General features: G+C 61.0%; 18 protein-coding genes and 1 tRNA gene. 8 read left to right on the top strand and 11 right to left on the bottom strand.

The genetic code is table 11. The features are described from left to right. Positions 1-101: 101 nt before the first annotated feature. The gene (locus KUG43_RS02590; protein WP_216905734.1) at positions 102-1,208 is read right to left on the bottom strand and encodes an IS5 family transposase; all 1,107 of its coding nucleotides are present in this window, start codon (positions 1,206-1,208) and stop codon (positions 102-104) included. Positions 1,209-1,341: 133 nt separating this feature from the next. On the opposite strand from KUG43_RS02590, the gene KUG43_RS02585 reads away from it, so the two are divergent. The 4 genes from KUG43_RS02585 (at position 1,342) to KUG43_RS02570 (ending at position 3,451) form a co-directional block, all read left to right on the top strand. Continuing rightward, on the top strand, positions 1,342-1,635 hold the full coding sequence (locus tag KUG43_RS02585) for a hypothetical protein (protein WP_216905732.1): 294 nt from the start codon (positions 1,342-1,344) through the stop codon (positions 1,633-1,635). Between the two features lie 420 nt (positions 1,636-2,055). Beyond that, positions 2,056-2,274, top strand: coding sequence for a Nif11 family protein (locus tag KUG43_RS02580; RefSeq protein ID WP_216905730.1), 219 nt, complete (start codon positions 2,056-2,058; stop codon positions 2,272-2,274). Between the two features lie 77 nt (positions 2,275-2,351). Next, positions 2,352-2,681 (top strand): hypothetical protein, encoded by a 330-nt coding sequence (locus KUG43_RS02575; RefSeq protein ID WP_216905728.1) that lies wholly within the window; start codon positions 2,352-2,354, stop codon positions 2,679-2,681. A 131-nt stretch (positions 2,682-2,812) separates the two neighbouring features. Beyond that, positions 2,813-3,451, top strand: a complete 639-nt coding sequence (locus KUG43_RS02570; protein WP_216905726.1) for an HNH endonuclease signature motif containing protein — start codon at positions 2,813-2,815, stop codon at positions 3,449-3,451. Positions 3,452-3,558: 107 nt separating this feature from the next. Here the strand turns inward: KUG43_RS02570 and brxL are convergent, their stop codons facing one another. From brxL to KUG43_RS02530, 8 genes are all read right to left on the bottom strand, one after another. After that, positions 3,559-5,580 (bottom strand): protease Lon-related BREX system protein BrxL, encoded by a 2,022-nt coding sequence (gene brxL, locus KUG43_RS02565; RefSeq protein WP_216905724.1) that lies wholly within the window; start codon positions 5,578-5,580, stop codon positions 3,559-3,561. A gap of 146 nt (positions 5,581-5,726) precedes the next feature. After that, positions 5,727-8,420 carry a PglZ domain-containing protein gene (locus KUG43_RS02560; protein ID WP_216905722.1) on the bottom strand — a complete coding sequence of 898 codons (2,694 nt, stop codon included), beginning with the start codon at positions 8,418-8,420 and terminating at the stop codon, positions 5,727-5,729. Next, a complete protein-coding gene (pglX, locus tag KUG43_RS02555; protein WP_216905720.1) occupies positions 8,420-12,853 on the bottom strand; it encodes a BREX-1 system adenine-specific DNA-methyltransferase PglX in 4,434 nt (1,477 codons plus the stop codon). The genes KUG43_RS02560 and pglX overlap by 1 nt, the downstream gene beginning before the upstream one ends. A gap of 14 nt (positions 12,854-12,867) precedes the next feature. After that, positions 12,868-16,401, bottom strand: a complete 3,534-nt coding sequence (gene brxC / locus KUG43_RS02550; RefSeq protein WP_216905718.1) for a BREX system P-loop protein BrxC — start codon at positions 16,399-16,401, stop codon at positions 12,868-12,870. A 2-nt stretch (positions 16,402-16,403) separates the two neighbouring features. Next, positions 16,404-17,012, bottom strand: a complete 609-nt coding sequence (locus tag KUG43_RS02545) for a BREX protein BrxB domain-containing protein (protein WP_216905716.1) — start codon at positions 17,010-17,012, stop codon at positions 16,404-16,406. Next, complete coding sequence (locus KUG43_RS02540) at positions 17,009-17,734, bottom strand: BrxA family protein (protein ID WP_216905714.1); 726 nt, start codon at positions 17,732-17,734, stop codon at positions 17,009-17,011. The genes KUG43_RS02545 and KUG43_RS02540 overlap by 4 nt, the downstream gene beginning before the upstream one ends. A 185-nt stretch (positions 17,735-17,919) precedes the next feature. Continuing rightward, positions 17,920-18,480, bottom strand: a complete 561-nt coding sequence (locus tag KUG43_RS02535) for a BrxE family protein (protein WP_216905712.1) — start codon at positions 18,478-18,480, stop codon at positions 17,920-17,922. Between the two features lie 801 nt (positions 18,481-19,281). Beyond that, positions 19,282-19,355, bottom strand: a tRNA-Asp gene (locus KUG43_RS02530). Between the two features lie 1,381 nt (positions 19,356-20,736). Between KUG43_RS02530 and KUG43_RS02525 the strand changes: the two genes are divergently transcribed. Then, the gene (locus KUG43_RS02525) at positions 20,737-21,198 is read left to right on the top strand and encodes a hypothetical protein (RefSeq protein WP_216905710.1); all 462 of its coding nucleotides are present in this window, start codon (positions 20,737-20,739) and stop codon (positions 21,196-21,198) included. 31 nt (positions 21,199-21,229) lie between these two features. On the opposite strand, the gene KUG43_RS02520 is transcribed toward KUG43_RS02525, so the two are convergent. Both KUG43_RS02520 and KUG43_RS02515 read right to left on the bottom strand, forming a co-directional pair. Beyond that, positions 21,230-21,601: an AbrB family transcriptional regulator gene (locus tag KUG43_RS02520; RefSeq protein WP_216905708.1), complete on the bottom strand. Its 372-nt coding sequence runs from the start codon at positions 21,599-21,601 to the stop codon at positions 21,230-21,232. An 80-nt stretch (positions 21,602-21,681) separates the two neighbouring features. After that, positions 21,682-22,332 (bottom strand): thermonuclease family protein, encoded by a 651-nt coding sequence (locus tag KUG43_RS02515; protein WP_216905706.1) that lies wholly within the window; start codon positions 22,330-22,332, stop codon positions 21,682-21,684. Positions 22,333-22,488: 156 nt separating this feature from the next. Here KUG43_RS02515 and KUG43_RS02510 point away from each other — a divergent pair, with 156 nt between their 5' ends. The 3 genes from KUG43_RS02510 to KUG43_RS02500 are packed head-to-tail and all read left to right on the top strand — an operon-like array spanning position 22,489 to position 25,106. After that, a complete protein-coding gene (locus tag KUG43_RS02510; protein ID WP_216905704.1) occupies positions 22,489-23,172 on the top strand; it encodes a MerR family transcriptional regulator in 684 nt (227 codons plus the stop codon). Positions 23,173-23,209: 37 nt separating this feature from the next. Next, a complete protein-coding gene (locus tag KUG43_RS02505; protein WP_216905702.1) occupies positions 23,210-24,466 on the top strand; it encodes a vWA domain-containing protein in 1,257 nt (418 codons plus the stop codon). Beyond that, the gene (locus KUG43_RS02500) at positions 24,453-25,106 is read left to right on the top strand and encodes a metallophosphoesterase family protein (RefSeq protein WP_216905700.1); all 654 of its coding nucleotides are present in this window, start codon (positions 24,453-24,455) and stop codon (positions 25,104-25,106) included. Before KUG43_RS02505 ends, KUG43_RS02500 begins: the two co-directional genes overlap by 14 nt. Positions 25,107-25,645: the final 539 nt, after the last annotated feature.

The raw sequence follows: 25,645 nt of genomic DNA, 5'->3' as shown, positions 1-25,645 counted from the left end.
TTCCTGCCGGGAGGCTTGCTCCGCCAATCCGGCGGTCCTTCATGGCGTCCGTATCGATTCCCAGCTGGTCGATCTCCGCCGCTCGGCCCGCTCCACCACCTTCATGCCAGGACCTCCCTCGGGCTGAGCAGGTTGGCTAGGCGGATCAGGTTGTAGGCCACCACATGCAGCCTGAACACTGCGCCGACCCGTGATCGACCCCGGGCCTTGAGCTGCCGCAGGCCGGCGGCCTGTTTCATCCAGCCAAACACCTGCTCGATCCGCTTCCTGGCGTTGATCGAGCGGGCGTAACCCTGATGACGAACGGTGCGGGCATCGATCGCGGAGCGGCGGCGGGCCTGGATGTTCTGCGCCACATGCGGCGTGATCCCGGCAAAGCGGATGTCGGCCACGAAATCCCTGGTGTCGTAGCCCTTGTCGGCTCCCAGCGTCTTCTGGTGAGCACCCGGGAGCGAACGCGCCATCCGCACGGCCGCAGCCCGCTCCCCATAGCCATCCGCTGGGGTCACCTCACTGGCCACCACCAGACCATGGCGGTTCTCCGTGAGGCAGTGGTCCAGGTAGCTCAGGAATGCCCCAGTGCCACCGGACTTGCGAAACAGCCGGGCGTCCCCGTCGGTGACGGAGCGATGGGTCTGGTTGGAGAGCAGCAGTCCTCTGAAATCACCCTTGGCTCGCTGCTTCCCCTGGCCGGCTGAGCTACCGAACCCCTTGCCGCCACTGGGTGGTGGTGGATCGTCGTCGATCCCCTCGATCCGCTCCAGTGAGCTGTGAGAGGCCCAGGCCCTCAGCAAGGTGCCATCGACCGAGAAGTGCTCAGAGCTCAGCAGCGGCTTGACCTCCGGTGAGGCCAGCAGCAGCTCCAGAAACTTCGCCATGAGCTCCTCGTTGAGCAGCCGATCGCGGTTCTTGGTGAATGTCGTGGGATGCCAGACGACGTCGTCGGGATTGAGGCCGACAAACCAGCGGAACAGCAGGTTGTAGTCCAGCTGTTCCATCAGCATCCGCTCCGAGCGGATGCCGTAGATCGCCTGCAGCAACAGGGCTAGCAGCAGTTGCTCCGGCGGGATCGAGGGCCTGCCGCCCTCGGGGTAGAGCCTGCAGAAGGTGGGGTTGAGCCGATCCAAGGCCTGATCCGCCAGCCGCCTGACCTGGCGCAGGGGATGGCCGGACGGAATCCGGTCTTCTGTGGAGATGTACGAGAACAAGGGGCCGGTGCGTTCCTGCTAGCCGCGCATTCGCTCAGTGCCGTTGGGCCATTCTCCCGCAGCTGGGATGGTTTTTCAGCAGCCTCCTAGCTGGGCGACGAGCGCACCTGTGGCAGCGATGGATGCCGGAGGGATGGCTCGGGCGGTGGGTGGTGCTGGGGCCATCTTCAGCACCCATGAGGAGGGCCTGGAGCTGGATGGACGCCAGCCGGCGATGCTGAGCAGCAGGTTCACGCTGCGGGCCACCATGGGGCCGGAGCAGCTGGGCTACGGCCTCGACTGTGATGGCTGCGACGACCAGGGCCAGCAGGAGCGCCAGGTCGGTGGTTTCGGTGGTGGGCATCAGTGGTGGTGCCCGGCCGGGAATGTCGGAGTCCGGCGGGCAATACCAACCCCCGGGCCTCGGAGCCGGGTGCGCCCGCCTTGACGGGTCTGGCTGGTGGTGAGTTGGCTGCAGTGCAGCTGGCGGCGTGTCCGGCTTTCGTTGCGGCCGAATCAACTACCCAACTAGCAGTTAAGAGGAGATCGGCAGCGAGATCGAGAGCCATGCCGCCTATCTGAGCCATTGGGTCGAGCTGCTCAAGGAATCGCGCAGGGTGCTGTTTCAGGTGCTCAGCGAGGCGCGGCAGGCGGCGGATTTGATCTGTCCGGAGGCGCCTGGGTAGGGGGAGCCGTGAGGAGAGGCCCTCTCCACCTAAGTGGTCCTGCGCATCCATCGTTCATTTCATCGACCGCTGTCTCAGACCGGGTGGTTCGTCGGGCCAGGCTGGCAGAAATTGGAAACCTGCGGGTGGCACCTTGCGGGCCATCGCGGCTGGCTGCAGTGTGGGCTCACCGGTCAGGCCTGATGAGCTGGAGTGAACTGGAGCGGCTGGTGGCCGAAGCGGAGAACGACAGGGACCTCCCCCGGGCCCTGAGGCACTCCCGGTCCATGCAGGAACTGGTGGTTGCCGCCCGCCGGCGGGGTTTTCGCATCACCCGGGTGGATATCCAACGAGCCCGGAAGGAGGACCCGAATCAGGAAGCTGAGAATCGCACCATCCGCACCAGCGCGCTCGAGGGTTGATGGCAGCAGGAGAACGCGACTGGCTCCGCCTCCCGGTGGTCTCGGCTGGCTCGGAGTACCTCGTAATGGGTCATCTGATGCGACGCAACATCCTCACCTACAAGGCCCCACCGGGGAATGAGGGCTACGACCTGGTCTGCCTAAATCCCGACGCACGCCATCAACCGGGGCCTGACGAGAAAGCGCAGATCCGGGTGCAGGTGAAAAGCCGGTACGCCAGCGACTGCGGTCGCAGCTTTCCGGTGAAGGACAAGAGTCTCGACGCCTTTGACTATCTGGTGGTGCCCTTTCTGAACATCGGCAATTACAACGGCAAAAACGATGGCAGCAGCGGCGCCAGAGAGCCCGAGTTCTTCACACTCCCACAAGCCTTTATCAAAGAGCACCACCAGTCCAGCTCAAGTTAGCAGAAAGTACTGCTAAAGGGCCTGGAGGATGAGATTCAAGCGTTCCGCGACGAGGAAGGTTTCGAGCAGATAGCCAGCGATCTTGGAATACTCTTGCCTCGCAAGGTCCGAGAACAGAAGCTGGAGTCTGCATGAAGTTTCGGGTGATCCAGTCGAATGATCACGGCTTGCTTACCAAGGTGGGCGATCGAACCTATGCGCGCCGCAAGCCTGCCAAGGGGGAGGAGCAGCTCGAGCTGCCAACCCTCTTTATCTGGGTCAAGAAGCCAATGCGCTATCTAGCCCGCTGCTGGACGCGCTGGACGGGAGAGGTCCTAGGGCAGGACTTTGTCTATGAGGTGACACAATTTCGAGAGGTCATTGATCTGCAGGGACAAAGTTGCTTCCATCAATGGTGCTCCCACCAGCTCAGGCAAGAGATGTGGATGATGAGCGGACAAGTTGTTGATGTAAGCCAGGAAAGCTGCCCTCAACCGAAGGCTGTCTATGAGGCTAATCGACAGAAGGGAGTCTCCGGTCTTCTGCGGAGAAAGGCGCGCATCCTGGCCCAGTCGCCGGCACTGTCGGAGGATGAGAAGGTGCGGCTGAACCACATCTATGGTCTTCGGGACTCCCTCAACCAGGCGGAGGGGCGCATTAGCTACCACGTTGATCACATTCAGCCACTAGCTGCTGGCGGCATGCATCATCCGGACAATCTGCGCGTGCTGGCAGCATTGGAAAACATGCGCAAAGGGGCCAGGCTCCTTGACACTGCTACTGGCCAATAGGAGACTTGTGTGAGAAGTTGGCGATAGAAGTAGAGACTACTTGATTCTAATTGTACTGATCTGACATGCAGGCACCGTTACCCAGGCACCAGGCAGCCCTGAAAGATTCAGTTCATCTCCAGCGCCTTGAAGGTCGCCGTCTTCACATCGTTGTAAAAGATCGGGTCAATCTTGTCGATCACATCCGTGCTCACTTCCAGGAAACTCCGCTTGTTCTCAGCGGGGATAAGGGCACAACGGGCCCCATTGTCCATCGCAACCTGAAGCGGTTCGACTAGGGAGCGCGCGGCCTTGATGTTGCCCTGGATGCTCATGTCTCCGATCACCAGCATGCCGGCGCGAGCCGGGGCACGACGAATAGCGGAGAAAGCCGCGATGAAAAAGGCAACGCCCACCTCGGCTTCTACTTTGTTGCCCAGTAGGTCGATGGCCTCAACGTTGAAGTCGTAGATGTCGGCCTCATGGCCGATCGAGAACGCATGCTTGTTGGCCTGCAGATAGGCAAATGCACGGGTGATCGACTCCTTCATCGCCCCGCTTATGCCTCCGGCGGGTTTGAGCTTGCCGCTGCCAGCCGCAATCGATACCTCCAAGCGGAACAGACCGACGGTGCCGTCTCCAGTGACGGAGGTGGCGTAAATGGAACCGGGCGCCATGGGTTCTGCAGCGATGAGGTCCTGACCGCCCTGCTCGGGTACGCCCACGAAGTGCTCCTCGCCCGTCTCGTTGTCGGAATAACTGAATGACGTTTGGCTGTACTCGAACGACCCCATCTTCTTGAGCTGTTCCTTGACGCGGCGTCTGCCCTCGATCGCCAGCTTGAGGATTTCCTCCAGGTCTTCCTTGGAAGGTGCCCCGTGGGGATGGATGATCTTGACGAGTCCCGATACGGTGCGACGTACAGCCTTGCGATCGCGGGTATTGAGGTGGGTGCCCATACCGAAGTAGGTATCGCACAACTCGGTGTAGTTGAGTTTTCTCAGATCTCGCAGGGCCTCAGCGAGATAGTCGATCACGAAGCCATAGTGGTCGGTGAAGAACTCATTACGCATCTTCGGGATTTCCCAGCCCGGCAGGTAGCAGTGCAGCCGGTCAATGAAGGCCATGTCATCGCGGATCACATCGGGCATCGGCGCGAACAGGTGCCCGGTCTGCACCATCACATCGATCGGCTGCTGGGTGTTGCCGAACATGGCGATGCTGGCGTCGCCAGCAAAGCTCTCGGCACCACGTTGAAACTGCCCGGATTCGCAGTAGGTCTTCATGGTGGTGATGACCTCCTTGGGCATTTTCTGGAGGTCAGCCACCTCGTCGAAGCCCACCACGTCCCAGATCGACACCATCCCCTTGACCTTGCCGCTCATGTGGCCGAAGAGGTTGGCCACGGTGGTAGGGCCTGTAAGGAGGGCTGCATAAGGGGAGAGCTCCTGAACGGCAAAGCTCTTGCCGGTGCCACGGGGTCCCAGCTCCACCAAGTTGTAATTGCGCTCACAGAGCGGGATCAGGCGCAGGAGAAACAGGAGCTTGAGCCGCTGGCTCATTTCCGCTGGCTCATAGCCGATCGAGCGGATCAGCAGATCAATCCACTCTTCGGTGGTGAATTGAGTCCGCAGCTTTCGGTACTCCTCCAGGTTGAAGGTGGCCAGTTGGATGGGCGTGAGCTGACCGATCGAGAAGGGCGCTTTGCTGTCGCTCTCATCCCACTCCACCTCCACCTGTGCCCACACCCCTCCAGTCAGAAGCCGCTCAAAGGAATGGACGTCTTCGTCGGCGATGCGAAGGTTGCTGCTGCCAAAGTTCACGCACTCAGCCACATAGGTGGAGCCCACCAGGCGCACCTTGACCTTGTCGATGAAGGTGTAGCGCCCCTTTTGCTTAACCTTGCTCTGGGCCTTGGTGGCCTCGTCGGGGCGAATGTAGTTGTTGGCCAGGGTGTCGCGCACCACGGCCAGGCCCAGCTCAATGGCAGTGGAATCGGAGGAGGCGCAGTACTTGCCCAGCAGGTACTCGAGCACGAACACCGGCACGTTGGCGCCGACTTTTACGGCCCGCACCAGGTCCTTGCGGACGCATTTACCCGCGAAGACCTGATTGACCTTGTCGTCGAGAGCGTCGCGGGCAGGGATCATGACGGAGCGGGGGATTAAGGGGAACGCTGCGATGTGGCCTCTAGGGCCTGCGGATTACGGATCTGTACCGAGCGCCCCAACAGGTTCAGGCGTCATGCCTGGAAGTCTCTCTGCCCCTGGGGGCTGTCGCTCCTGCTTCATGGCCATCACCCGATCAGATCCACCGCCAGATCGGGGCTCTTGAACAGCACCAGATCGGTGGCGGCATCACGGAGCTCCAGGTAGAGCTTCTTAGCGCTCACCTCGGCGGGCAGCATCAGGCCAATGGTGGCGGCCTGGCCGGGGGTGAGGGTGAGGCGGTTGGTGTCGCGGTCGAGCTCGGCGCCGATGGCCTGGATGGGGGTTGCCACCAGCTCTTGCGTTTTGCAGTCGTAGGCGGCGAGCACTGTCTGGCGAGTGTGGCCCTGGTTGAGCAGGTCGACGGTCAGTTCGATCGGCACCATCAGGATGCGGTTGGTGACCTTCTCCACCAGTGTTCCTGGCCAGGGCTTCTGCTTTTTGGACTTGCCCGTGCTGCCGGTGGCTGAGGCAGTTCCAACTCCTTCTGCTCCCGCAGCCGGGGGGCAACGGAAGCTCAGTAGCGGGATCAGCAGCTCCTGGATACTGCTGCCGCCATGGTGATAGCAGAGGCTGCCGCCGGCCTTGAGCACGCCTGAGGAGCGCGGCACCACCACCGTGAGACCCTCTCGTCCATAGCCCAGAGCAGCGGGCTGGATCTCCACACAGGGGGCCTTCACGGCAGATGGATGACCCAGCCAACAGCGGCGCTCCAACTTGAACAGCTTTCCGTCGGGCGGATCGATGCGCATGGCCGGCTCACGGCCCAGGGGCAGATGGAGGAAGCCGTGATCCGCCGTGATCACGAAACGCTCCAGCGGCTGCTCAAGCGGCAGGGCTGACAGGCGCCGCACGGCGTCCTCGATGGTGTCGAGCTCGCGCTGCATATCGGTGCGCACGTTGGCGAGGTTCTCGTCGGTGTCGCGCTCGCCAGCGTTGTCGATGCCGACGCTGGTGACCACCACCGGACCGCTACCGGACAGCTTCTCGATCAGTACGGCCTCCTTGCTGCGGATCAGATCAACCAACGAGATCACTACGGCTGTAGGCACCCGTTGCTGCAGATGGGCCAAGCGTTTGGCCTTGCCTTCGCTCCAGCCCACCGGTACCCCATCCACCACGGAGCAGGGGGAGCCAATTACGTCTTCCACGGCAAAGCTGCGTTCGGCGCCGGGCAGCAGGGCCGCCATGCCGACGGGCGTGATCGAGGGCAGGGCCGCCTGGGCGATCTCCAGCTTGAGGTCGGTGAGCTGCTCGCGGCTCCAGCCGCTGAAGCGCTCGTGCAGGGTGGCACCCATCTCGTAGCGCAGGGCATCCACCCAGAACACCACCGCTCTGCCGGCGCCTGGCTGCACCCGCTCAGCCCAAGTGCGCGTTTGGGGGAAGGCGCCGGGGATTAACCAGCCGGCCTGCTGAAGGGCATCGGTGAAGCGCTGGGTCTGCTGCTCCAGCAGGGCCTCATAGCGACCCCGCAGCTGCTCCAGCCCCTGGGCGATCTCCACCTCTGAGGCCGAGAGCTCAGCCACCTGTTGCTCGAGGTGTCGCTGCAGGCCATCGACGTGATGAGCGACCTCCGCCTGATAGGCCAACCAGGCTTCAACGGGGGCTGCCGCTTTGGGCAGCTGTGCCTGCGCCTGATTGAGCGCCAGGCCGAGGTAGGCGGCGGTGCTGGCCAAGGCCCACTGCAGCCGGCGCTTCGACTGCTGTTCGTCGGTGGGCTGACCCACCAACCAGAAGCTGTTATTTCGGGCAGCCACCAGCTCCTTGGCCTTGGCGACCTCGCCCTTGGCGATGAAGGCATCAACGCTGCGCAGCAGAAACTGCTCTTCGCAGGGGAAGGTGTCGATCGAGCCGAGCACGCCGGGCCGCTCACCGCTGATCAGCTCGGGCAGTTCCAGTTCGGCTTCGATGCGGGAGGCGATGGCGATGTAGACATCGGCGTGACTGCGGCGCAGGCCTTGCACATCGGCGAGGCCGTTTTCTTCGGCGGCCTTGCCTACCGGAAGCGATTGTCTGGCGAAGGAGGTGAGCTCATCGCCGTGCCAGTCGTGCAGGAACTCATGCAGCAGCAGGGCCCGCTGGGCGCGCTGGCGCCAGTCGGCCAGGGATGTGTCTTCAGGAAAGCCGAGACCCCAACGGCTGTGGAGCAGATCCTGCAGCTCGTTCTGCAGGCCCTTGGTAGTGATCGCGGCATCGAGCGCATCGGACGCCAGCCAGAAGCGGGCCAGCTCGGCGTTCTCGGGGGAGGTGTTGCGCTGCAGCTCCTTCTGAAACAGGGCCTTGAGCTGGCTGAAGCCCCCATCCCCGGATTGCTCCAGGGCTAGGGCGACGTCGCGATAGGTGAGGTCTGGGCGCTGGAGCAGCTGCTGCACCTTGTCGGGCTCCAGCACCTCGCGCAGGTAGACCCGGGCACGATTGACCAGCTGGATGTCGAAGCAAGCGCCCGCCCGGATCAGTTCCAGCAGCACGTCGCGCCCCTCGGCTTCCTGGCGATCGGGCAGGTAGATGAGCAGGGGATCGGGCAGATCCTTGGCCACAAAGGGTTCCAGCTGGCTGCGCAACTGGTAGAAGCTGGATCCGGCCACCAGCCAGCGGGGCTGCTGTTCGCCCAGGTTCAGGGCGCCGGGTTCACCAGCGCTGGGCTGGGTCGAGGCGACGTCATCAAGGAAGGGGCGCATCTGCTGACCCGGATCAAAGACCAGCAGCACCCGATGGTCTCTGAGCTGTTTCGCCAGCTCCTGGCAAAGGCGGCGGTGGAGCTTGTTGGGCGCTTCTGCTGCCATCAGTCTTCCTCTCCAGCCTGGCTTGCAAGAGCCGCCCGCCCCTGCTCCGTAAGCCGGTACTTGGTGCCCTTTGCAGCCCCGAGCTGCTCGATCTGACCGCTCTCCTTGAGCTGCTTGATCACAGCCGTGAGCGAGGCGGCCTCCACATCCAGCAGATCGGCGATGGCATTCCTGCCAAGGCCTTCGGCTGGGGCGGCGGTGAGCACGAGCAGGGTCTGGCGGGAGGCTTCCGCATCGATTGGTGTGGCAGACCCGCGAGATCGACGGGTCGTGCCGTTGAAGGACGACTTCTCTGCCCGTGGGGCGCGGATGCGAGCGGCTGCCACCGGTGGCGGTGCAGACAGGAAGCGCTCCAGAGCGTTCTGCACCGCAGGCTTGCTGTGCTCGGCGATCAGGGCCTGCAGCTCGGACTCCGACACCTTACGCGGTAGCCAATTGCCCTTGTTGGTTTCCTGCCAGAGGCGCTCTTCCAAGCCGTGGGCGATGGCGAGGCTGCGATCGGACTGGCATTTCTTGATCACCCGCTCGGGCCAGAGGTGGAAGGCGAGGTGGCCCCAGTCGTAATCGCCGTTGACCAACTTGTCCCAACACTCCTTGCACTTTTTTTGCCAAGGGGTGAAAGGCGTAATCCGCCAGAGGACGGCGTGGTTGATGATCACGCCATCGTTGAGATAGGGATTCCAGAGCGGGGAAACGAGATCCAGCTCACTCTTGAGTATCCGTAGATCTGCTAGCAGGCATTGAGCCTCTTGGAGGCAGTTGGCGGCATCAACTGAGAGGGCGCCATGTGCTCCAAGATCGCTTATCTCTCGTTCGGCCTCCTCAAGCCGGAGTTTCACTATGCCGAGGACTTGATAGAGCGTGTCAGTAGTGAATCGGTGGTAGTAAAGCCAGACGGAATAGCTGCCACTGCCGGCTGAGAGCTGCCAGTAGATGGGGGCCTGGCGGCGGCTCTTGGAATAGCGCTTGAGGTGATCGGCGAAGAAGTTGGTAGGGCGGCGGAAATAGTCGCGGAGGGTTGCGACTCCAAGGGTTTCGCAGGCCTCGTTGGTGATAGCAAAAGCATTGTCACCGCCTTTGCTATTCCAAATGATGTTGATGACCTCGCGGATGCGTAGTTCGATATCCAAGGGATGGCTCGGGTCATCCACGAGGATGCCTTCCCAAGGTACAATCAGGGGGTAGTCAGCTGGCAAGTCGTCAGGAATGGCAGGAGATCTCAAGCCGTTGATTAATTGAACTGACGGCAATAATGGCAACGCTGCAAAAGGGTCAAAGAATTCTTGCGGTGCAATATCCTCGTCTTTGTTCTGGACATTCCAACGACCAAACGCATGGCCAAGCATTTCAGATATTAAAGACCTAAAATAAAAAGATGGGACTGCATCAAGCTCTAAGTCTTCTATTGGGAGAAGTCGCTTAGGCTGATAGCGCGAAAACGCCTCAAGTAGCTCTGCTTCTTGGTTACTGACGGAGTACATTGACTCAATCATCTGTTCACAGTCCTGCTCTAGCGAGGTGCTCATATTTATGTACTTAGCCAGTTTTGAATTTAGCGCTTCAATTGGGGAGATGCCGTTTCTGGCAAGAGTGGAGAGAAAATTCGAATATTCAATCGAAGTTTCGTCGTAGCCCTTAATATCGGTTGCGATCGCGCAGACTTCCATCACATTATTAAGCTGCGACCGGATCTCGCTAAAATCTGGGGCAATAGGAAGAAGGTTTACGTAGCCAGAAGTCTTATGTTGGCCACAGTACTTGTTGAGCGAATATCTTATAAGGGGTGTATTGAGATAGGCTAGCAGCAGCAACGCTTTGCTCTTGTCAGCAATAGGAAGAGGTCTGCCTTCTTGCGTGAATAATAGGCCTGCGGGAGCAACATGTGCGCAGAAGTACTCGCCTCTCTTTGCAAAACAAAGTCCATGCCTTCCGTGGATCTGAGTATTTCTTAGGACCGTTGCAGAGTCGATTGGGAAGTCTTGCAGTGCACATGGGGATATAGCAACTTCCCTAAATGAGATTGAGTATGGGGAAAAACCGGACCCGTTAAACATTGGCCAAAGCTGATCTGGCGGGCTTACCTGCGAGAGTTCCCACCAAACCCTGTTATGTCGATCAGCCTTTAATGAATGGCCTCCGTAAGCACGAAAACCTGTCTCTTCAAGCGATGAGAAAGCCCCAAATGCTCGGACCAGGAATTCAGGGAAATCAAAACCCAATACAGAATTTGGAAGGCGATGAAATAATGCGGTTTGCGCAAACCTGACTTGCGTATCGCTAACCGGATTCGAAGTAGAGAGTAGACCGTGAATGATAGGCTCTAATTCAGATTTCACATGCGACTCTCGCTTGTCAATACAAATAGCGCTTGCTTGATTTTTGTATTTGCATAGCGTCATCGATATTGTTTCTACATTGGCATCGAGAACCCCCCATCCAAGGTCAAGGACAGTTTCTAGGCGGAAATCGCCTAAAATTACTTTTTTGCGGAACTCCTCATATGTAGATTTTATTGCGACTGTCCTGTCTGCAATAACTCCTAGCATTCCGCAAGCTTTAAGCATGCCCGAGCATCGGCCAATAAATGCGCAAAGTATATTCTTTGCCCAGTAAGCGTAGCTGTCTGAAAATAGGCTTTCAGACCTTCCCGCCGCCTCCCCAAACGGAGGATTCATTAATACGACATCATAGCGGATTTGGCTTGTTTCAATGAACGCAAAACCTGCTGCGGCATCTTCAGCAAACAGTCGAGACTGGAAATTTCCTTGGCTTTCTGCTTGGTAGGCATAATCTCTCAATGCTTTGTAGATTCTTCTCTCGAGGTCAACCCAAAAATCTTTTGTGAGGTTCTGAAGATCAGTATTTAGCGAAGATCCGACCTGGCCCAGTGCCGCCAATTCGGCAGGACTGAAGAGATCCCCTTGCTGGATGGCGAGCTGTTGCCATTTCCTGCGCGCCTCATCAATGGCATCACGGATCTCTTCCTCGATCTTGAGCAGGGATCCGGCTTCTCCCGCAAGCTGCATCTTGTCGAAGATCGCCTCCAGCAACTGCTGAACAAGGCCTCGTTCTTCCTCTGGGAACTGTTGGTCAACAAAATCAGCCAGCAGCTCCCGCTCGCCTGGCATCGGCTCGGCACACACCACATTGGAGCGGGTGATTTGTGGGCGTCCGGGTCCAGCATTCTCAACCTGTTGCTCCTGCCAGGCCCGTTGTGCTCGCAGCCATAGAGTGAGCCGAGCGATCTGGGTAGCGCGTGGATCAATGTCGATGCCGTGGATATTGTGCTGCAGGATCAGCCGCGGCATTTCTCGCAGGAAAGAGACCTTGTCAGCAAAGCTGGCGGCGTAGGTAACAAAGGGTGCAAAGGCCTCTCCTTGCTTGGCCTGCTCATCTGAACCCTGCGCGATCTCCCATGCTTCGGCGTAGATCTCCAGATAGAGATCAAAGGCATAGAGGCCAAAGTGCATCGATCCGCAGGCTGGATCGAGCATGCGGATCTCCCGCGGGTCTTTCAGTGGCCGATGGGGGGTGTGCACCGGCTGCTGGAGCAGTTCTTCCTGGCTAAGGGCTTTGTCGGCAACGGCCCCCGCTGGGGCCTTTTCTCCTGGTAGCAACCAGATCTCATTCGGTCGCCGCACCAGATAGCGGCAGCGATCCTTCAATCCTGAATTGCCCTGCCGCATCTCATGCCAGATCCGGCCCAGGGTGTTATCGGTGAGGAACTCCACCACATAGCGCGGCGTGAAGAACTGGTTGCGTACTGCCAGCTCGCGGCTGTTTCGCGGTGCCGCCGATTCCTCACGCATCTTCTTGCGCTCGGCGTCGCCATTGAAGTACTGGTAAACCCAGCCCAGGGTTTCGTCTTCTTCCCAAAGTTCATCCAGCTCGGTCCGGTTGAGGATCACCAGCAGCTCCAACAGCGCCGAGCGCTTTGGCCACAGCAGGCTGGCTGGATCCCGTGGGTCAAACAGCGCCCGCAGCTCGCGGCTCACATCCTCAAAGATTGTTTCCAGGTAAAGCCGGTAGCTGCCCTCCTGATCGGCCAGCAGTCCCTGGGCCACAGCGGTGAACTCCTGGAACCCTTCGCTTTCCAGCCCGCTGCTCACGCAGGGCCGCACCAACTCGCGGGCTTCCATCAGCTTAAGCGCCACAAATCGGTTTAACGCCGTGAACGCCATCTCCCGAAGGGCCAGCAGCAGAGCCTCCTTGCGGTCGTTGATCTGCGCTTCCTTGTGCCCGATCCAGGCCATAAGCTTTTCGCGGATCAACCGCTGTTCAGCCTGCAGGTGCGCACCGGGCTCCTCCGCCCAGCGCACCTTCTCCACATCAATGTCGTAGGTCTGCAGCAACTGGCTGCGGAACTCGTCTTCAAGCAGACGGCGGGCATCTTGGGTGGCTTTCTGCAGCCTGTTGCGTTGTTCTTTCTCCATGCTTCAGGACCTTCTCACTGCAGCAAGACCTTGCGATCGTTGCCGAGCTCCTCTTCGCAGCGCTGGCGGATGCGATCGAGCACCTCCTCCAATCCCTCTGCATCGAAGGGTTCCCTGCACAGCTCCCGCACACTCACGGTGCTCACCTCCTGCGGTGGGTAGGTGATGTTCAGAGCGGTGTCCTTCTGCTGGCGGAGCAGCCCCTCGAGCATGGCCGGTTGATCCCGTAGCCGCACCAGATCCATTCCTTCGCCATCGCTAGCTTTCTTCTGCAAAGGTTGGCGCAGCTGCTCCTTCACCTGGGGATCGAGAGCGGCAAAGCCGGGGGTCCGCTCCAGCTCGGTGAGGCGCTGTTGCACCCCCGTCGCTAGCGCCTGCTGGGCCTGCTCCCGCCGCTCGTCGTAGGCGACTTCCAGCTTTTTGGTGAGCTGATCGATTTCGGGCAACTTCTCGTAGAAACTCAGGGCCTTCATCCGATCGCTCAGATCTTCGTGGGCCTCTTCCAGCTCAGCGGGCAGATCGCTCTCCTTCTGCAGCTGGCCCCAGAGCTGTTCGCTCAGTGCGTGGCGGGCGCGTTTGAGGTCGGTGCTGCGGGCCTCAAGCACCTCCTTGATCGCGAGAGCTCGCTGCCACTGTTCCTTCACCGCAGCAGCACTGGCACGGAAGCCCTTCACCACCTCCTCGTCGTCGCTGTCCTGCCACGTGGAGAGCTGCTCGATTGCCTTATCGATGGCTTCACGGCCGGGCAGATCCAACGGAGTCATCGCTCGGCTCACGGCATTGATCTCGGCAGTCAGCGCCACCGTTGAGCTGCGGATCTCCTTGGCCAATGGCCCCGGCGCAATACCGAGCACCGTTTTGCCAGCGAACTGGTTGAACAGTTGGCTGGCTTCCAGCACTGCTTGGTGGCTGAGGCTGGCCTCATGGATGGCGAAGGCCGTGGCCCGAAAGCTGGTGTTGTTGGTGAACAGAGGCCGCACCTGTGGATTGGCCGTGCCCACGTAGCTCTGGGCGTTGTGGGTGGCCTTGAGCTGGTTGGCGTGCTGCAATGCTGCCATCAGAAACCGCACGGCATCCAATGTCCAGCCGAAGGGGGCATCCCCAAACCACTCCACCAGCTCCTTGCCGCTCTGGCCGCCCTTGAGCCGGATGCGGTTGAGCACCTCCTTCAACGCGGGGCGACTGGTGTCGATCAGCCATTGGCCACCCTCCTCCTTGCATAACTTCAGGGTTTCGATGCTGCCCGTGAGCCCTTTGAGGTTGTCGGCATTGAGCAGATCGGTGAGCTCATCGCCGCTGGGGTTCACCGGCGCATCGCAAAAGCGCCCGTAGATCTGCGCCAGCCCCTCCCGCAGAACCTCGCGCATCACTACCACCGCGGCCGCTGGATTGGCCGGCCCGTTGCAGGGGCCTCCGTTGAGCAGGATTGCCCCATGGATCAGGGCCTGGTCCACCAGCTGGCAGGCCTGCTGGCGGAAGCCATCGAGCTTGCGGCGCTCCTCACTCACCAGCTGCACCTGGCCCTTGCTGCTGGCATCGCGGCCCTTGAGATCGATCACCTTCTGGGAGCGGAACCATTCCCCAAGGGCCCGCTCCAGCTCGGGGCTGGGTCGCATCGCCCAGAAGAAGGTGTTGGCGTCTTTCTGGCTTTGCTGGCGCAGCTGTTCCACTCGGTTGTCGAAGTCTTCGCTGCCATCCACCCGCTCCACCCGCACAGGCACATCGCCCTTGACCTCCTCCGTGCCACGGAACAGCAGCCCCGCCTTGAAGGTCTTCACACCATGGCCCAGGGCAGCGCTCGGCACTGGTTCCCAGATTCGCTTGAGCGCTTCAGCCAGTAGCCCATGACGATCCTGGGCGGAAGGCGCCTGCTGGCTGCGCACCTGCTCCCAGTCTTCTTCTTCAGGCTTGGGGATCCGGTATTGGCCATCGGCCTTGCGGATCAGGTTGCGATCCACCAGATGTTCACAGGCTTCCCGAACCTCTGATTCGAGCGAATCGGCATCCACCCGTGGATGCAGCACCACGGCGATGTTGCGCTCGCTCACCGGCACCTGATCGGCGAACTGCAGCAGACAGATCGCCTTGGCCACCGACGCCGCCAACGGGTGGCTGGCCTTGGTGGCGATGTCGCTGATCTTCCCCCGGTACTGGGAGTCGATGTTGTTGCTCTGCAGGTCGTAGACCCGATCGAGCGTCACCAGTTCGCCCACGGACTGGTCCGCCAGGCCGCTCTGGGGATTAGTGAGCAGCTCCTGGGCCAACTTGATGATCGCCCGGTTAGCACCACCGAACTGCTTGCTGGCGCCGCCGGAGAGCCGCAGGCCCGACACCACCATGATGATCAGCTCGATCTGATACGGCAATAGCGGGTAGAGATCGGCGAAGGCCTTGGCGGTGAGCTCCGGCAAACGGATCTTGGTGTCGAGCTTTGTGTGGGTGGCCAGGCGGCCCTGGTGTTGCTGAAACAGCGCCTGCAGTGCTGCTTCTCCCTGGCTGCTCTTACCCAACACCCGCCGGCTGGTGACCTCAGCGATGTCAGAGGGCTCCAGCAGCGGCTTGTAGGGAAAGCGGTCCTGCAGCCGGGCCAGTTCCGGGCGGTTGTCGTCGAGGGCTCCGACCACATCGGAGAGCCTCTCCTGGGAGGTGACCATCACCCACACCCTGCCTCGACCCTTCACGCCTAGCTGCTGCACGATCGCCTGCAGGTCAAGCATTTTCTGGATGTCGCGCGCCACGTACTGGCCGACCTCATCCACCACGAAGATCAGCTGCTTGCCGGGGTGCTTGCGTTCCAGCAGTTCGATCGTGCGCTCGGCCAGGCTCGCGGGCGTGATCGGCACGTTTTCTTCGCGGGCGTTTTTCAGCCAGCTGTCCTTCTCGGCATAGGTCTGCGGTTCCAGGGCGTGCATCACCGCACTGGCCCTGGGCATCGCTTGTAGTAGGCGTGTTTTGGCGACAGCCCAGTCTTCGTTGGGATAGAGCTCGGCAAAGCCATCCAGGAAGGCTTGGATTCTTTCCTGCTGCTCCAGCTCAATCTCCAATTCCGCCACCTCTAGGCTGCTCGAGTAGCCAAGGTGATCGAGTAGCTTGCGGTAGAAGATCTTGGTGAGCGCCTCACTGGCGTTGACGTTGCGATCGGCCGACACGTCGAAAATGATCGCCTCTGTAGGGATCTGCTCTTTGATGGCGCCGAGCAGGGCCTTGATCTGCAAGCTGTTGGCCCTCTGGGCCAGTAGATCACCCGCGCTCTCACCACCCAGGTCGCGGTTGCTGATCGCCAGGCCCAGGTACTTGGCAAAGCTCGATTTGCCCGCCCCGAAGAAGCCCGCCACCCAGATCGCAATGTCACCGCTCGGACGGTTGGGCGCCTCCCGATAGCCCTCCAACACGCGCAGCATGTTGCGCTCAATCGATTCGGTGAGGATGTAGTCGTCGATCTCCTGGCGCACGATGGCGACGTCGTCCTGGTCGACCTTGATCACCTCCTCGATCTTGCGGTCGATCCGGCCGGGGGGGAAAAGCTGGCGGATGGCTTGGGTGGGCATGGTCAGGCGAAAAGTTTGGGGCGGTAGTTGTGGTCGGCTTCTGCTTCATCCATGAAGCGCAGGCCCGCAGGGCCATCCCGCTGCCCCGGGTAGAAGAGCACCACCGGATGGATAACCTTCGTGCGCAGGTTCTCCAGCAGCGCCGAGGGGCGGTGAAGATCGAACAGCACTCCTACCCGCTCTAGAAACACGATGTGGCTGCTGGTGGGCTTGGACGCGTCCACAGCCTGGACCACCAGCTCATCAAGCGGGGTGGAGCCCGCGGCCTTGCCGCTTAGTACGTCGCGGATAGTGTCGCGCACCATCTCCAGCCCCACCGTTTTCTCCCCGTCGGCGATCTCCTCCATCGACAGCCCCGCGGCAGCGAGGGCCTGCTCCAACAGCTGGGCCATCGACAGCCTCTGCACGGTCTTGCCGGCATTCTCGAGGCGGATCACCAGGTTGCGCAGTTCCTGGCGCAGCTCCCACTCGTCGTCGGGGGGGTAGAGGAAGATCCCGAAGGGCATGTCGGTGTACGTGCTCAGGCCCGCGCCGGAGTCAGCCGCAATAAGCACCGGTTCGAGCTGCAGCTCCAGGCAGCGATTCCATTCCTTCTGGCCCATGCCGCTCATGTCCACACCTTCTGGACTAGGGCCTCAGCGCAGCTAGCCGGCAGCTTGAGATCCACCACCGAGCCGGCACGGTAGTAGCTGATCACCTTGGCCTGGTGCAGCTGCAACAGCCGATGCTCCAGCTCTGTCTCCGGCAGGCGGAACCACAGCCAGCGGGGGTCGGCCAGCGCCGCCGCCGTAGTGGCATTGCTGGCCAGGGCCTGTAGGAGCACATAGAGCAATGGCTCATCGGCCAAGTAGTAGGCGGTGAAGCGGCGTTTCACCCGGCCCTGCAGCAGCCCGAAGTCAACCCCAGCCTTGAGCAGGCCGCCAGCGACACGCTTGCGGGTGGCTTCGCTCCAGTCGGTCACCTCCGGATGACCATGCCCGGCTTGGCCCTCCAGCCAGTCGAGGGCCTGGGGGGTCTGGAGCAGATCACCACCGGCTTCGAACTCCGTCCAGGCCCACGACAGGCCATCGCCTAACAGGCCCTCGCTGATGGCCATGTGCCAGAGCAGTAGAGGTTTCCAGTGACGCCGGCCGGTGGCGGTCAGCACCGCCAGGGCCAGGGCGCGATCCCGACCGCTTGGGTCGAAGCGGCGGCTGAACGTGCTGCACACCTGCTTCAGCCAGGCCTGCGTGGAGGCTCCGATGCTGTTGCTGGCGCGCACCTGATCCAGGTTGACCTGCTTGCTCGCTTCCAGCTCCCAACCCTGGAACATTTGCAGGGTGTCGTCGATCAAGGCGCCCTTGATCAGCCCGTAGCTGCTGTAGGGGGAGATGGCAGGGGCTTTCTCTTTGCGATTGGGCTTGCTGTTCGCCTTGGGCTTGGATTTCGAAGTGGTTGCTGTCAGAGCCAATGACTTCTCCTGACTAGCTATGTTTTTGCCAGAGGTAGCTTTGGGCCTAACCGTTTTGATCACGGTCATCAGTCCGCCACCTGCAAGTAGGGCACCACCAGCTGGCCTGGTTGGCTGGAGAGGAACCCGGCGGCCAGTTTCTCCAGATGCCCCTGATGGATCTCTGCCCGATCGGCCAGCCGCAGCGCCTTAGCGGTTTGCGGTGTTTGCTCGCGCGCCCAGGCCAGACTGTCGGCTCCGAGACCCGCCAGATCGATCAGGGCCTGAGGCCACTGCTCAGGCGTGAGCGCCCAGGCCTGCTGGAAGGTGTCTGTCCAGGCCTCGGGCTCATCCATCCAGCGGTTGCGTTCGTTCTCGAAGGCGTCTTCTATTACCGGCGTCAGCCGGAACAGGTGGCAGGTGATCGGTCCGCCTGGGCTGGGCTGGATGGCCAGGGCCTCATCGCAGGCCAGCTGGGCCGCCCGGAAGCCAGCCCTGGTCTGGGCAAAGGGTGCTGAGCGGTGGAAGCCCTGCTTGAAGAGGTACTCGCCAGTATTAGTCAGAACGTCCGCGTTCCACCAGCCGAGACGCTGGCTTCCCCCCAAGGCAGCCACCACCAGTCGGAGCTTGAAGAGCAGGGCTAAGTTCATGAAGTAGAAGGAGCTGCCGCGGGATCATGGGGGTGAAGAGGCTCGAGGCTCGGCCGTCACACTGGTCATCCTGCCTTGCCTTTGGGCGATCTGCCATAAATTGAACTACCCATATCTGGCCAATTCACAACTATTGTGCTGCGTCAGAATACGGTTGAGAAACTTTCCCTGCTGGAATGCTCAAGCCTCTGATTGCTAGATTCATCCACAGCGCCTGCCTTTGGAGTAATCCTGTCTTTAACTAATCCAAGGGCATGGTCGGCTTAGTTGCAGATCATTGACGAAGGCGGATAATTGCCCAAAACCTCAGGGCCTTCACCAAATCATCAGCCAATTTGGAAAGTCATCTGATTTGAAGAATGCAAAAACCACCACAAAGATCTTGCAAGCCCTGGACCCTTCAAAAGCGCCTGGATGTCTCTTGGCCATTGCTTCCAGAGCAAAAGTCACCGCCTCGGGACTGACAAGTCATTGAGGATTAGACAGGGCAACCTTCGATTGGATATTTCGACGCACCCACGTTGCTCATGGCCATGACACAAGACTACTAACGCTTATGGCTTGAGGGCACCTCGAAAAACCCAAGACATTGGCTTAGTCCAGGAAGACTTGAAAGTAGACTTGCTGCAGCAAAATGAGTCTAGAGGAATCCCAAAATGGGAATCGCGTATGTTTGGCTTTTTCTAGGTGCCCTTAAGAAGGTAGTAAGGGTCATTGCGGCTGAGGCGGTGGGGCTGGGCTCTAAGAGCACTCGATCAGGCTCGGCAACCGGCACGTGAGGCTCTTCAGCTGGTGAGTGAACGGGACTGACGGGATTCGAACCCGCAACTTCCGCCGTGACAGGGCGGTGCTCTAACCGGTTGAACTACAGTCCCAGTCGGGCTTTTGGCCAGGCTGTGTTGCGCTTGCAACCCTTCAACTATCCGTGATCACGGGTCCCGTCGTCAACTGACCAGTGGCGACCGACGGCCGAGGCCGCAAGCCGGTGCAGCTCCGCGAGCATGGCAGTGGATACTTTGATGGTCATGAGTGGCGTTGTCTGGCAGGGGTCAAAGCTGCTTCTCATGCGGATAGATTTTCTGGCTTCCACTTCAGAAACTCCCTAGTCGTTCTTTGGCTATAATAGGCGCCGTAGAGTCAGAAGTTTGGGATGCAGGTGTTGAGCCGCTTCCGTAGTTCTCCAGGCGGCCTGCTCGAAAAACTTGATATGCTCTTCTTTACAGTACACCACGTCCACCTCGTATTGAACCAGGGGGATACGGGGTAAGGCGCTGACCGCTACTAGCTGAAAGAAGAAGTAGACGAGATTATGAGACCCAATTTTCTCCGCTCTGTTGCCAACAGTCCGACATCACCAGGGGCGCTTTGTGGGCGCCCGCATGGCATCGGATGCGCTCTTTTTCTCCACCTTGAGCATGTGGCCAGACTCCTCATCCACGACGAGGATGTCCATCGCTTTGGTGTTGCCGAGAGTTGGATTAGCGCTGTAGCCGTGCCAGCAAAACTGAGCAAGGACTTAGAACTCCCCTGCTAGGCCGACTTCGTTGCGTGTTCCATTCTCTTTGCTCATTGTTCATGCCGTTGCAGAGGACCGTTGAGCTTGAGCTTGCCTAGCTCCTGTGGTCACAGTATTGATGCCGCTTTGCGGGGAGCCTTTTTCGGTGCGGGATGGGGTGAAGGGGAGGGAGATCTCTCCCCGCTGGGCAGGGCTTGAGGGGGTGGTGCAGCAGGGGCAGCGCATAAGGCGCTTTGCCATCAAGATCACCATCGCTGGCACTGCTGATGCCTCGAAGTGTGAGCAGCTTTGCAAGGCCAGTCTGAAGCGGCTGAGGCTGATGTCTGACCCACCACGAGGGACGTCTCCTCATCCGTGAAGTCGCCTCCATGAAGACCCGTTGCCCCCGGTGAAGACGGGTGTTAATCGCGTCCCAGGCCTTGCCCCCGTCCCCAGGCCGTCCGATGGTGACGGCATCAACAACCGGGAGGCTCCAGAGCATGGACGACACCCCACCTCAGCACGCGTCAGGAGCGCGCTGACGATCCGGCCCCTGCTCAAACACTCTCATCGGATCTCTGGCTTCCCTGGCGTGTCAAGCCGTCGCCGTCCATTGCACCGCCATAGGTGCCCCGGACCCATCGGGAAGCCCCATTGGAACCCTGGCCCCAGGTGCAAACGTCAGTCACTCCGCCCCTCCAACCAGAATCCTTCAGAGCCCGGTGGCCTCGTCACCGGGCTCTGTCGTGATCCCCTGTTCCATGGCTGACATCGCCCGGACCCACCAGGACCTCGCTGAGGACTACCGCTGGCATCTGCAGATCGCCGCGGGCAAGCTGCTCGACCTTCCCAGCTGGTCGTTGGACGCCACGGTGGCGATCATCCACACCCAGGTGGAAGGCATCACGATCGGTCCGGTGAGGAGCTTGCCCGCCTTCCTAGAGCACAGTCCACCGGAGTTCGATGCCTTCGTGCGGCTGCAGGAGCAGGGGGTGAGCTTCGAGGAGGCCTACCAACGCTGCCTTGCCGAACAAGGCCAGGAGTTCCTCGATGCCATCGAGGTCGCCGAAGCTCGTGGGGCGCTGGTCACCCACGACAACCTGGCCCAATTCGCGGCCCTTTCCCAGAAAGGCTTTGCCCGAGACCCCCGTGAGCTACTGGTGCTGGCCCAGTGGCCCGACCATGTCACCGGGTTTCTGGTGTCGTGTCAGCCGTTGCGGTGACCTCGGCGTGAAGCGCCTGCTTCCGGAGGGTTCACTCCTCCTCGTCAGCCCCTCCGGCCGGCACCAGGCGGATCTGCTTGCGACCCAGCTTGATCTCGAATTCATCGCCGGGCCTGAGATCCAGCATGGCGGTGTAGGCCTTGCCCACCAGCAGGTTGCCGTTGCCCTGCACCGTGGCCACATAGCTCAGGCTGCGGCCACCGCGACCCTTACCGTTACCGCCACCCTCTCCGAGACTCACCCCCTTGGCCTCCAGCAATGCCTCATAGAAGGCGGTAAAGTTCAGCCGTTCACTGCCATCTTTCTTGGTGCTGACGTAGCCAGCAGCCCGGACCAGGTCGGACTTGGAGGCATCGCCCTGCTCCTTGACTTTGGTCAGCAGGTCAGATCCAGTGAGGGCCATGTTGGTGCAGCATCGATTAGCTCGACCATAACGAACATGCCGATGTTGGCCAGAGCGACAAGGGGCGGTTGCCCGCCCCATCAGCGGAGGCTTTCGCAAGCCACGCCATTACCGTCCCCATCCAGGTAGGTGTGGCCTTGGCGCAGTAACTCCTGGGCGCGTGCAAAGGAGCCGATCTCTCGGCAACGTAACCTCCTGCCACCAGGAATCGATTCGGCGGTGCTGGCTGATCGCCCCGCTGTTCTGCCACGTCGAAACTCCCAGGGGCGGGTGATGCCACCCGGCACCCTCCACACCCCGTAGCGGCTGCGGGAAGCCCGGGACTCGGCCTCCACATACTCCCTGGCGTCGCACTGGCCCAGGTACTTCCGGTAAGCAAACGCCATGCCGTCCTCCACCAGCGCCAGGTTCAGATTCACCTCCCCGATCACCTCCGCTACCGTGCGGCCGTAACGATCTACCGTCTGGGGCCTGAGGGTCACGCTGGAGCCCAGCCGCAAGCGGGTCTGCAGATAGCGGCGGGCGTTGGCACCATCGGGAGCCTGCGCCATCTCCGGTGCATCGATGCAGGCCAGCCGCACCGTGATCCGCTGTTGGCCCTGCTGCACCCTGATCGTGTCGCCATCGCCGATCGAGAGCACCGTGGCGCGGATGGATTGTGCCCTGCTGGCAGCACAGCTAAGCCAAGTCGCCAGCGTCAGACCCAAGAGCAGCAGAGGAAGGCGATTCATCGCAAAAGTCTGGCTGGGCTTCACCCTGAGGCCCCTCTTCGCAGAGGCCGCGGGCCGTCCCGCTTCCATGGCCAGGCACTTTTGCAAAGCAGTGACGCGATAAAGACACTTGCACAGTTGCTTGACACCTGCACTGCAAGTGTGCATACTTAGTTCATGGCGAAGGTCTCCGCTACCGCTGACGCCCGCTATGGCCTCGAGGATCTCCTCACGGCCGCGGGCGACCTGCTGGGGGAAGAGATCTCACCCCGCACCGTGCGTCTCTATGCCACCCAGGGGTTGATCGATCGCCCCGGCAAGGAGGGACGCAGTGCGGTCTATAGCCACCGCCATCTTCTGCAACTGATGCTGGTGCGCGCCCTGGCCCGGCGCGGTCTGAGCCTCTCGGCGATTGCTCCCCTCTGCGTTCTGGCCGATGCGGAGTTGGAGCAGCAGCTGGAGCAGCTGGACGGGGATGGGGCGACGGCCATCGTCCCTTCCGCTCCAGCAGGCAACGAGGCTCTCGACTACTTGAGGGATCTGTCGTCTCCAGCCGGCGACGCCGACGTTCAAGCCAGCGAGCCCCCGTTGTTCGCACGAAAAAACAGCTCCATGAGCCCCGTTCTCGGGATGCTCAGTACACCCCTTTCTTCCCTCACCCGCTCCTCCCGCTCCCGCTCGGGATCTTCCTCTCGCTCCAGCGATACCAATAGCCGCTGGCATCGCCTGTCCCTCGCCCCCGGCATCGAACTGCACCTGCGCGAGTCCGTCTCCATCCCCCCCGCCGGCTCCCGTCGCCGGATCTGGATGCAACGCCTGCTCGAACGCCTCAGCGACCAGCTCGACGAACTCTCCCCCTGAATTCTTTTCCCAAGCACCCAACCGCCAACGAACCCCCATGTCCAATCCCACCCTGCGCTTCCGGCCCCTTCGCCCGGCGGTGGCGGCCGATGGCGCCTCCACCCTCGACCTGCTGATCACCATCACCCCCCCTGCCTCGGAAGCAGAACCCCAGCGACAGCAGCGACCGCCCCTGAACCTGGCCCTGGTGATAGACCGCTCCGGCTCGATGAGCGGTACCAAGCTCAGCTTTGCCCGCAAGGCCGCCCGCTTCCTGGCAGGAGAGCTCACCAGCCGTGATCGCCTCGCCATCGTCACCTTCGACGGCGAGGTGAAGGTGGTCGTTCCCTCAGCTCCGGTAGTCGATCCTCAGCCCTTCATCGCCGCGATCAACACGATCCACAGCGGTGGCTGCACGGCCCTCTTCGATGGCTGGCTGGCCGGAGCCACCCAGGTTGCGGAGCACGTCGATCCCACCCAGCTCAACCGAGTGCTGCTGCTCTCCGATGGCCAGGCCAACGAGGGCCTCACCAATCAAGGGGAGATTGCCGACAAGGTGGCGGGCCTGACCCAGCGGGGCATCAGCACCAGTGCCTTTGGCCTGGGTAATGACTTTGACGAGGACCTGATGGGCGCCATGGCCGCTGCAGGTGATGGCACCCTGGCCCACATCGAAACTCCCAGCCAGCTGGCGGATCTCTACGCCTCCGAGCTTCAGGGCCTGGCCACCACCATCGGGCGGCGAGTCAGCATCGGTCTACGGGGCAAACACGGTGCCGAGGTGGTCGATCTGCTCAACGACCTCAAGCCCACCGGCGCCGGCAATCACCAGCTCCCCAACCTGCGCGCCGGCCAGGAGCTGAACGTGGGTGTGCAGCTCAAGCTCCCCGCCTGGCTACCCAATCAGGAGATCCTGAGCGTGCGCCTGGCCTGGGATGCCCCCGGCAGCAGCGAACGCCAGTCGCTGATCGAGCATCTGCAGTTGCCGGTGATGGAAAGCGAGGAGCTCGGGGCACTGGACCCCGATGAGGCGGTGGCTGAACAACTGGCCCTCTTCAAGGCCAACCGTGAACGCAGGCGGGTGATCGAGGAACTCGATCGGGGCGATGTCATGGCCGCTGGTGCCAGCCTGCGCTCCCTGCACGCCCGCTTCATGGCCATGCCTGCCAGCCCCAGCGTGAGCCGAGAACGAAAGCTTCTCAGCGAAAAGCTGGAGCTGCTTGAAAGCGATCCCAACCGCAGCCGCAAGCGCCTCAGCCGTGAGTCGATGCGCTCCAGCGCCAACGTCTATGAGGAAAACGATGAGCAGGACTGATGTGGTAGCGATCGGGGATGTGCACGGCTGCGCCTCGCTGCTCGAGCTGGAACTCACCCCGCACCTGGATTCGGGCGTGGAGCTGATCTTCCTCGGGGATCTGATCGATCGGGCCCCCGAACCGGACGGCGATCGCAAGGTGCTGGAGCGGGTGTGGCAGCTGCAACACAACCCGGCGGCCTATGGCCTGGCCGGAGTAACGGTGCTGATGGGCAACCACGAGCAGATGCTGCTGGACGCCATGGATCAACCCGCACCCGAGGAGGGCTTGGATCTGTGGGAGTGGAGTGGAGGCGATCGGGAGCTCGTGTCCTTTGCCGCCGAGCGCAGGGACTGGTTCGAGCAGCTGCCGGGCACCGCGATTCGCGGCAACTACCTGTTCGTGCATGCGGGGGTGCGGCCCGGGGTTCCGCTGGAGGAGCAGGACTTCGTGGATCTGATCTGGATCCGCCAGCCCTTTCTCTCCAGGCCCCATGGCCTGCCCTACACCGTGGTGCACGGGCACACGTTTCGCAGCGACTACCAGGTGGCCCACCTTCCCCACCGCATCGGGATTGATACTGGGGCCTATGAGAGCGGAATCCTGACGGCGCTGCCGCTTGAAATTCCTGATGAACCAACTGAAGGAGCAGACCAGTGAGCCATCAAGAGAGCTGCCGTGTTGTTCGGCTGGCCCAATTCGACTCCTTGCATCGGGCGCACAATCTGGTTACTGACAGTCACGATCAATACTAACTGTTTAATGAGGGCCAGTCTAAGATCGTGAAGGCCCTCGTACTCGATAAGATTCTCAGTCTGGATCGCAACGATAATCCCATCAGGCAACTCGTCTGGTGTTTGGGTGACGTTGCCAACCATGTGAACCACAATCGCAACTGCTGGCAGCATACGGGCCAGCTGCCCCTCAAGAGCAACTCCAACTTGAGCCGCAAGCAACTCTGGCGTGAGTCAATACTCACCAAAACCAATACATGGGAGAAACACCGTGGCCAATGGGCACCTCATCCTAAAAATGATGGGTTAGCACCCTGATGGCCATTTATGAATGCCTGCCACAACTAACTGTAGAAATCATCCCCAGTAAATTTGCAGATCAGAATTGTGCATGAGTAAGATGAAGATGAAGAGCCTGGAACAATCGACTCGGGAGGCCGTCAAAGCTAGTCGGGAGGCACTTGC

It is taken from the genome of Synechococcus sp. CCY 0621 (genome assembly GCF_019038465.1).
Classification (GTDB): Bacteria; Cyanobacteriota; Cyanobacteriia; order PCC-6307; family Cyanobiaceae; genus Cyanobium.
Note: the sequence above shows the minus strand (reverse complement) of the source record. Positions and strands in the feature narration are given on the sequence as shown.

Bases quoted from the DNA above. Each gene is read 5' to 3' on its own strand.
- KUG43_RS02585 (WP_216905732.1), top strand. From the start codon at position 1,342: ATGGCTCGGGCGGTGGGTGGTGCTGGGGCCATCTTCAGCACCCATGAG.
- KUG43_RS02580 (WP_216905730.1), top strand. From the start codon at position 2,056: ATGAGCTGGAGTGAACTGGAGCGGCTGGTGGCCGAAGCGGAGAACGAC.
- KUG43_RS02575 (WP_216905728.1), top strand. From the start codon at position 2,352: ATGCGACGCAACATCCTCACCTACAAGGCCCCACCGGGGAATGAGGGC.
- KUG43_RS02570 (WP_216905726.1), top strand. From the start codon at position 2,813: ATGAAGTTTCGGGTGATCCAGTCGAATGATCACGGCTTGCTTACCAAG.
- brxL (WP_216905724.1), bottom strand. From the start codon at position 5,580: ATGATCCCTGCCCGCGACGCTCTCGACGACAAGGTCAATCAGGTCTTC.
- KUG43_RS02560 (WP_216905722.1), bottom strand. From the start codon at position 8,420: ATGGCAGCAGAAGCGCCCAACAAGCTCCACCGCCGCCTTTGCCAGGAG.
- pglX (WP_216905720.1), bottom strand. From the start codon at position 12,853: ATGGAGAAAGAACAACGCAACAGGCTGCAGAAAGCCACCCAAGATGCC.
- brxC (WP_216905718.1), bottom strand. From the start codon at position 16,401: ATGCCCACCCAAGCCATCCGCCAGCTTTTCCCCCCCGGCCGGATCGAC.
- KUG43_RS02545 (WP_216905716.1), bottom strand. From the start codon at position 17,012: ATGAGCGGCATGGGCCAGAAGGAATGGAATCGCTGCCTGGAGCTGCAG.
- KUG43_RS02535 (WP_216905712.1), bottom strand. From the start codon at position 18,480: ATGAACTTAGCCCTGCTCTTCAAGCTCCGACTGGTGGTGGCTGCCTTG.
- KUG43_RS02525 (WP_216905710.1), top strand. From the start codon at position 20,737: ATGGCTGACATCGCCCGGACCCACCAGGACCTCGCTGAGGACTACCGC.
- KUG43_RS02520 (WP_216905708.1), bottom strand. From the start codon at position 21,601: ATGGCCCTCACTGGATCTGACCTGCTGACCAAAGTCAAGGAGCAGGGC.
- KUG43_RS02515 (WP_216905706.1), bottom strand. From the start codon at position 22,332: ATGAATCGCCTTCCTCTGCTGCTCTTGGGTCTGACGCTGGCGACTTGG.
- KUG43_RS02510 (WP_216905704.1), top strand. From the start codon at position 22,489: ATGGCGAAGGTCTCCGCTACCGCTGACGCCCGCTATGGCCTCGAGGAT.
- KUG43_RS02505 (WP_216905702.1), top strand. From the start codon at position 23,210: ATGTCCAATCCCACCCTGCGCTTCCGGCCCCTTCGCCCGGCGGTGGCG.
- KUG43_RS02500 (WP_216905700.1), top strand. From the start codon at position 24,453: ATGAGCAGGACTGATGTGGTAGCGATCGGGGATGTGCACGGCTGCGCC.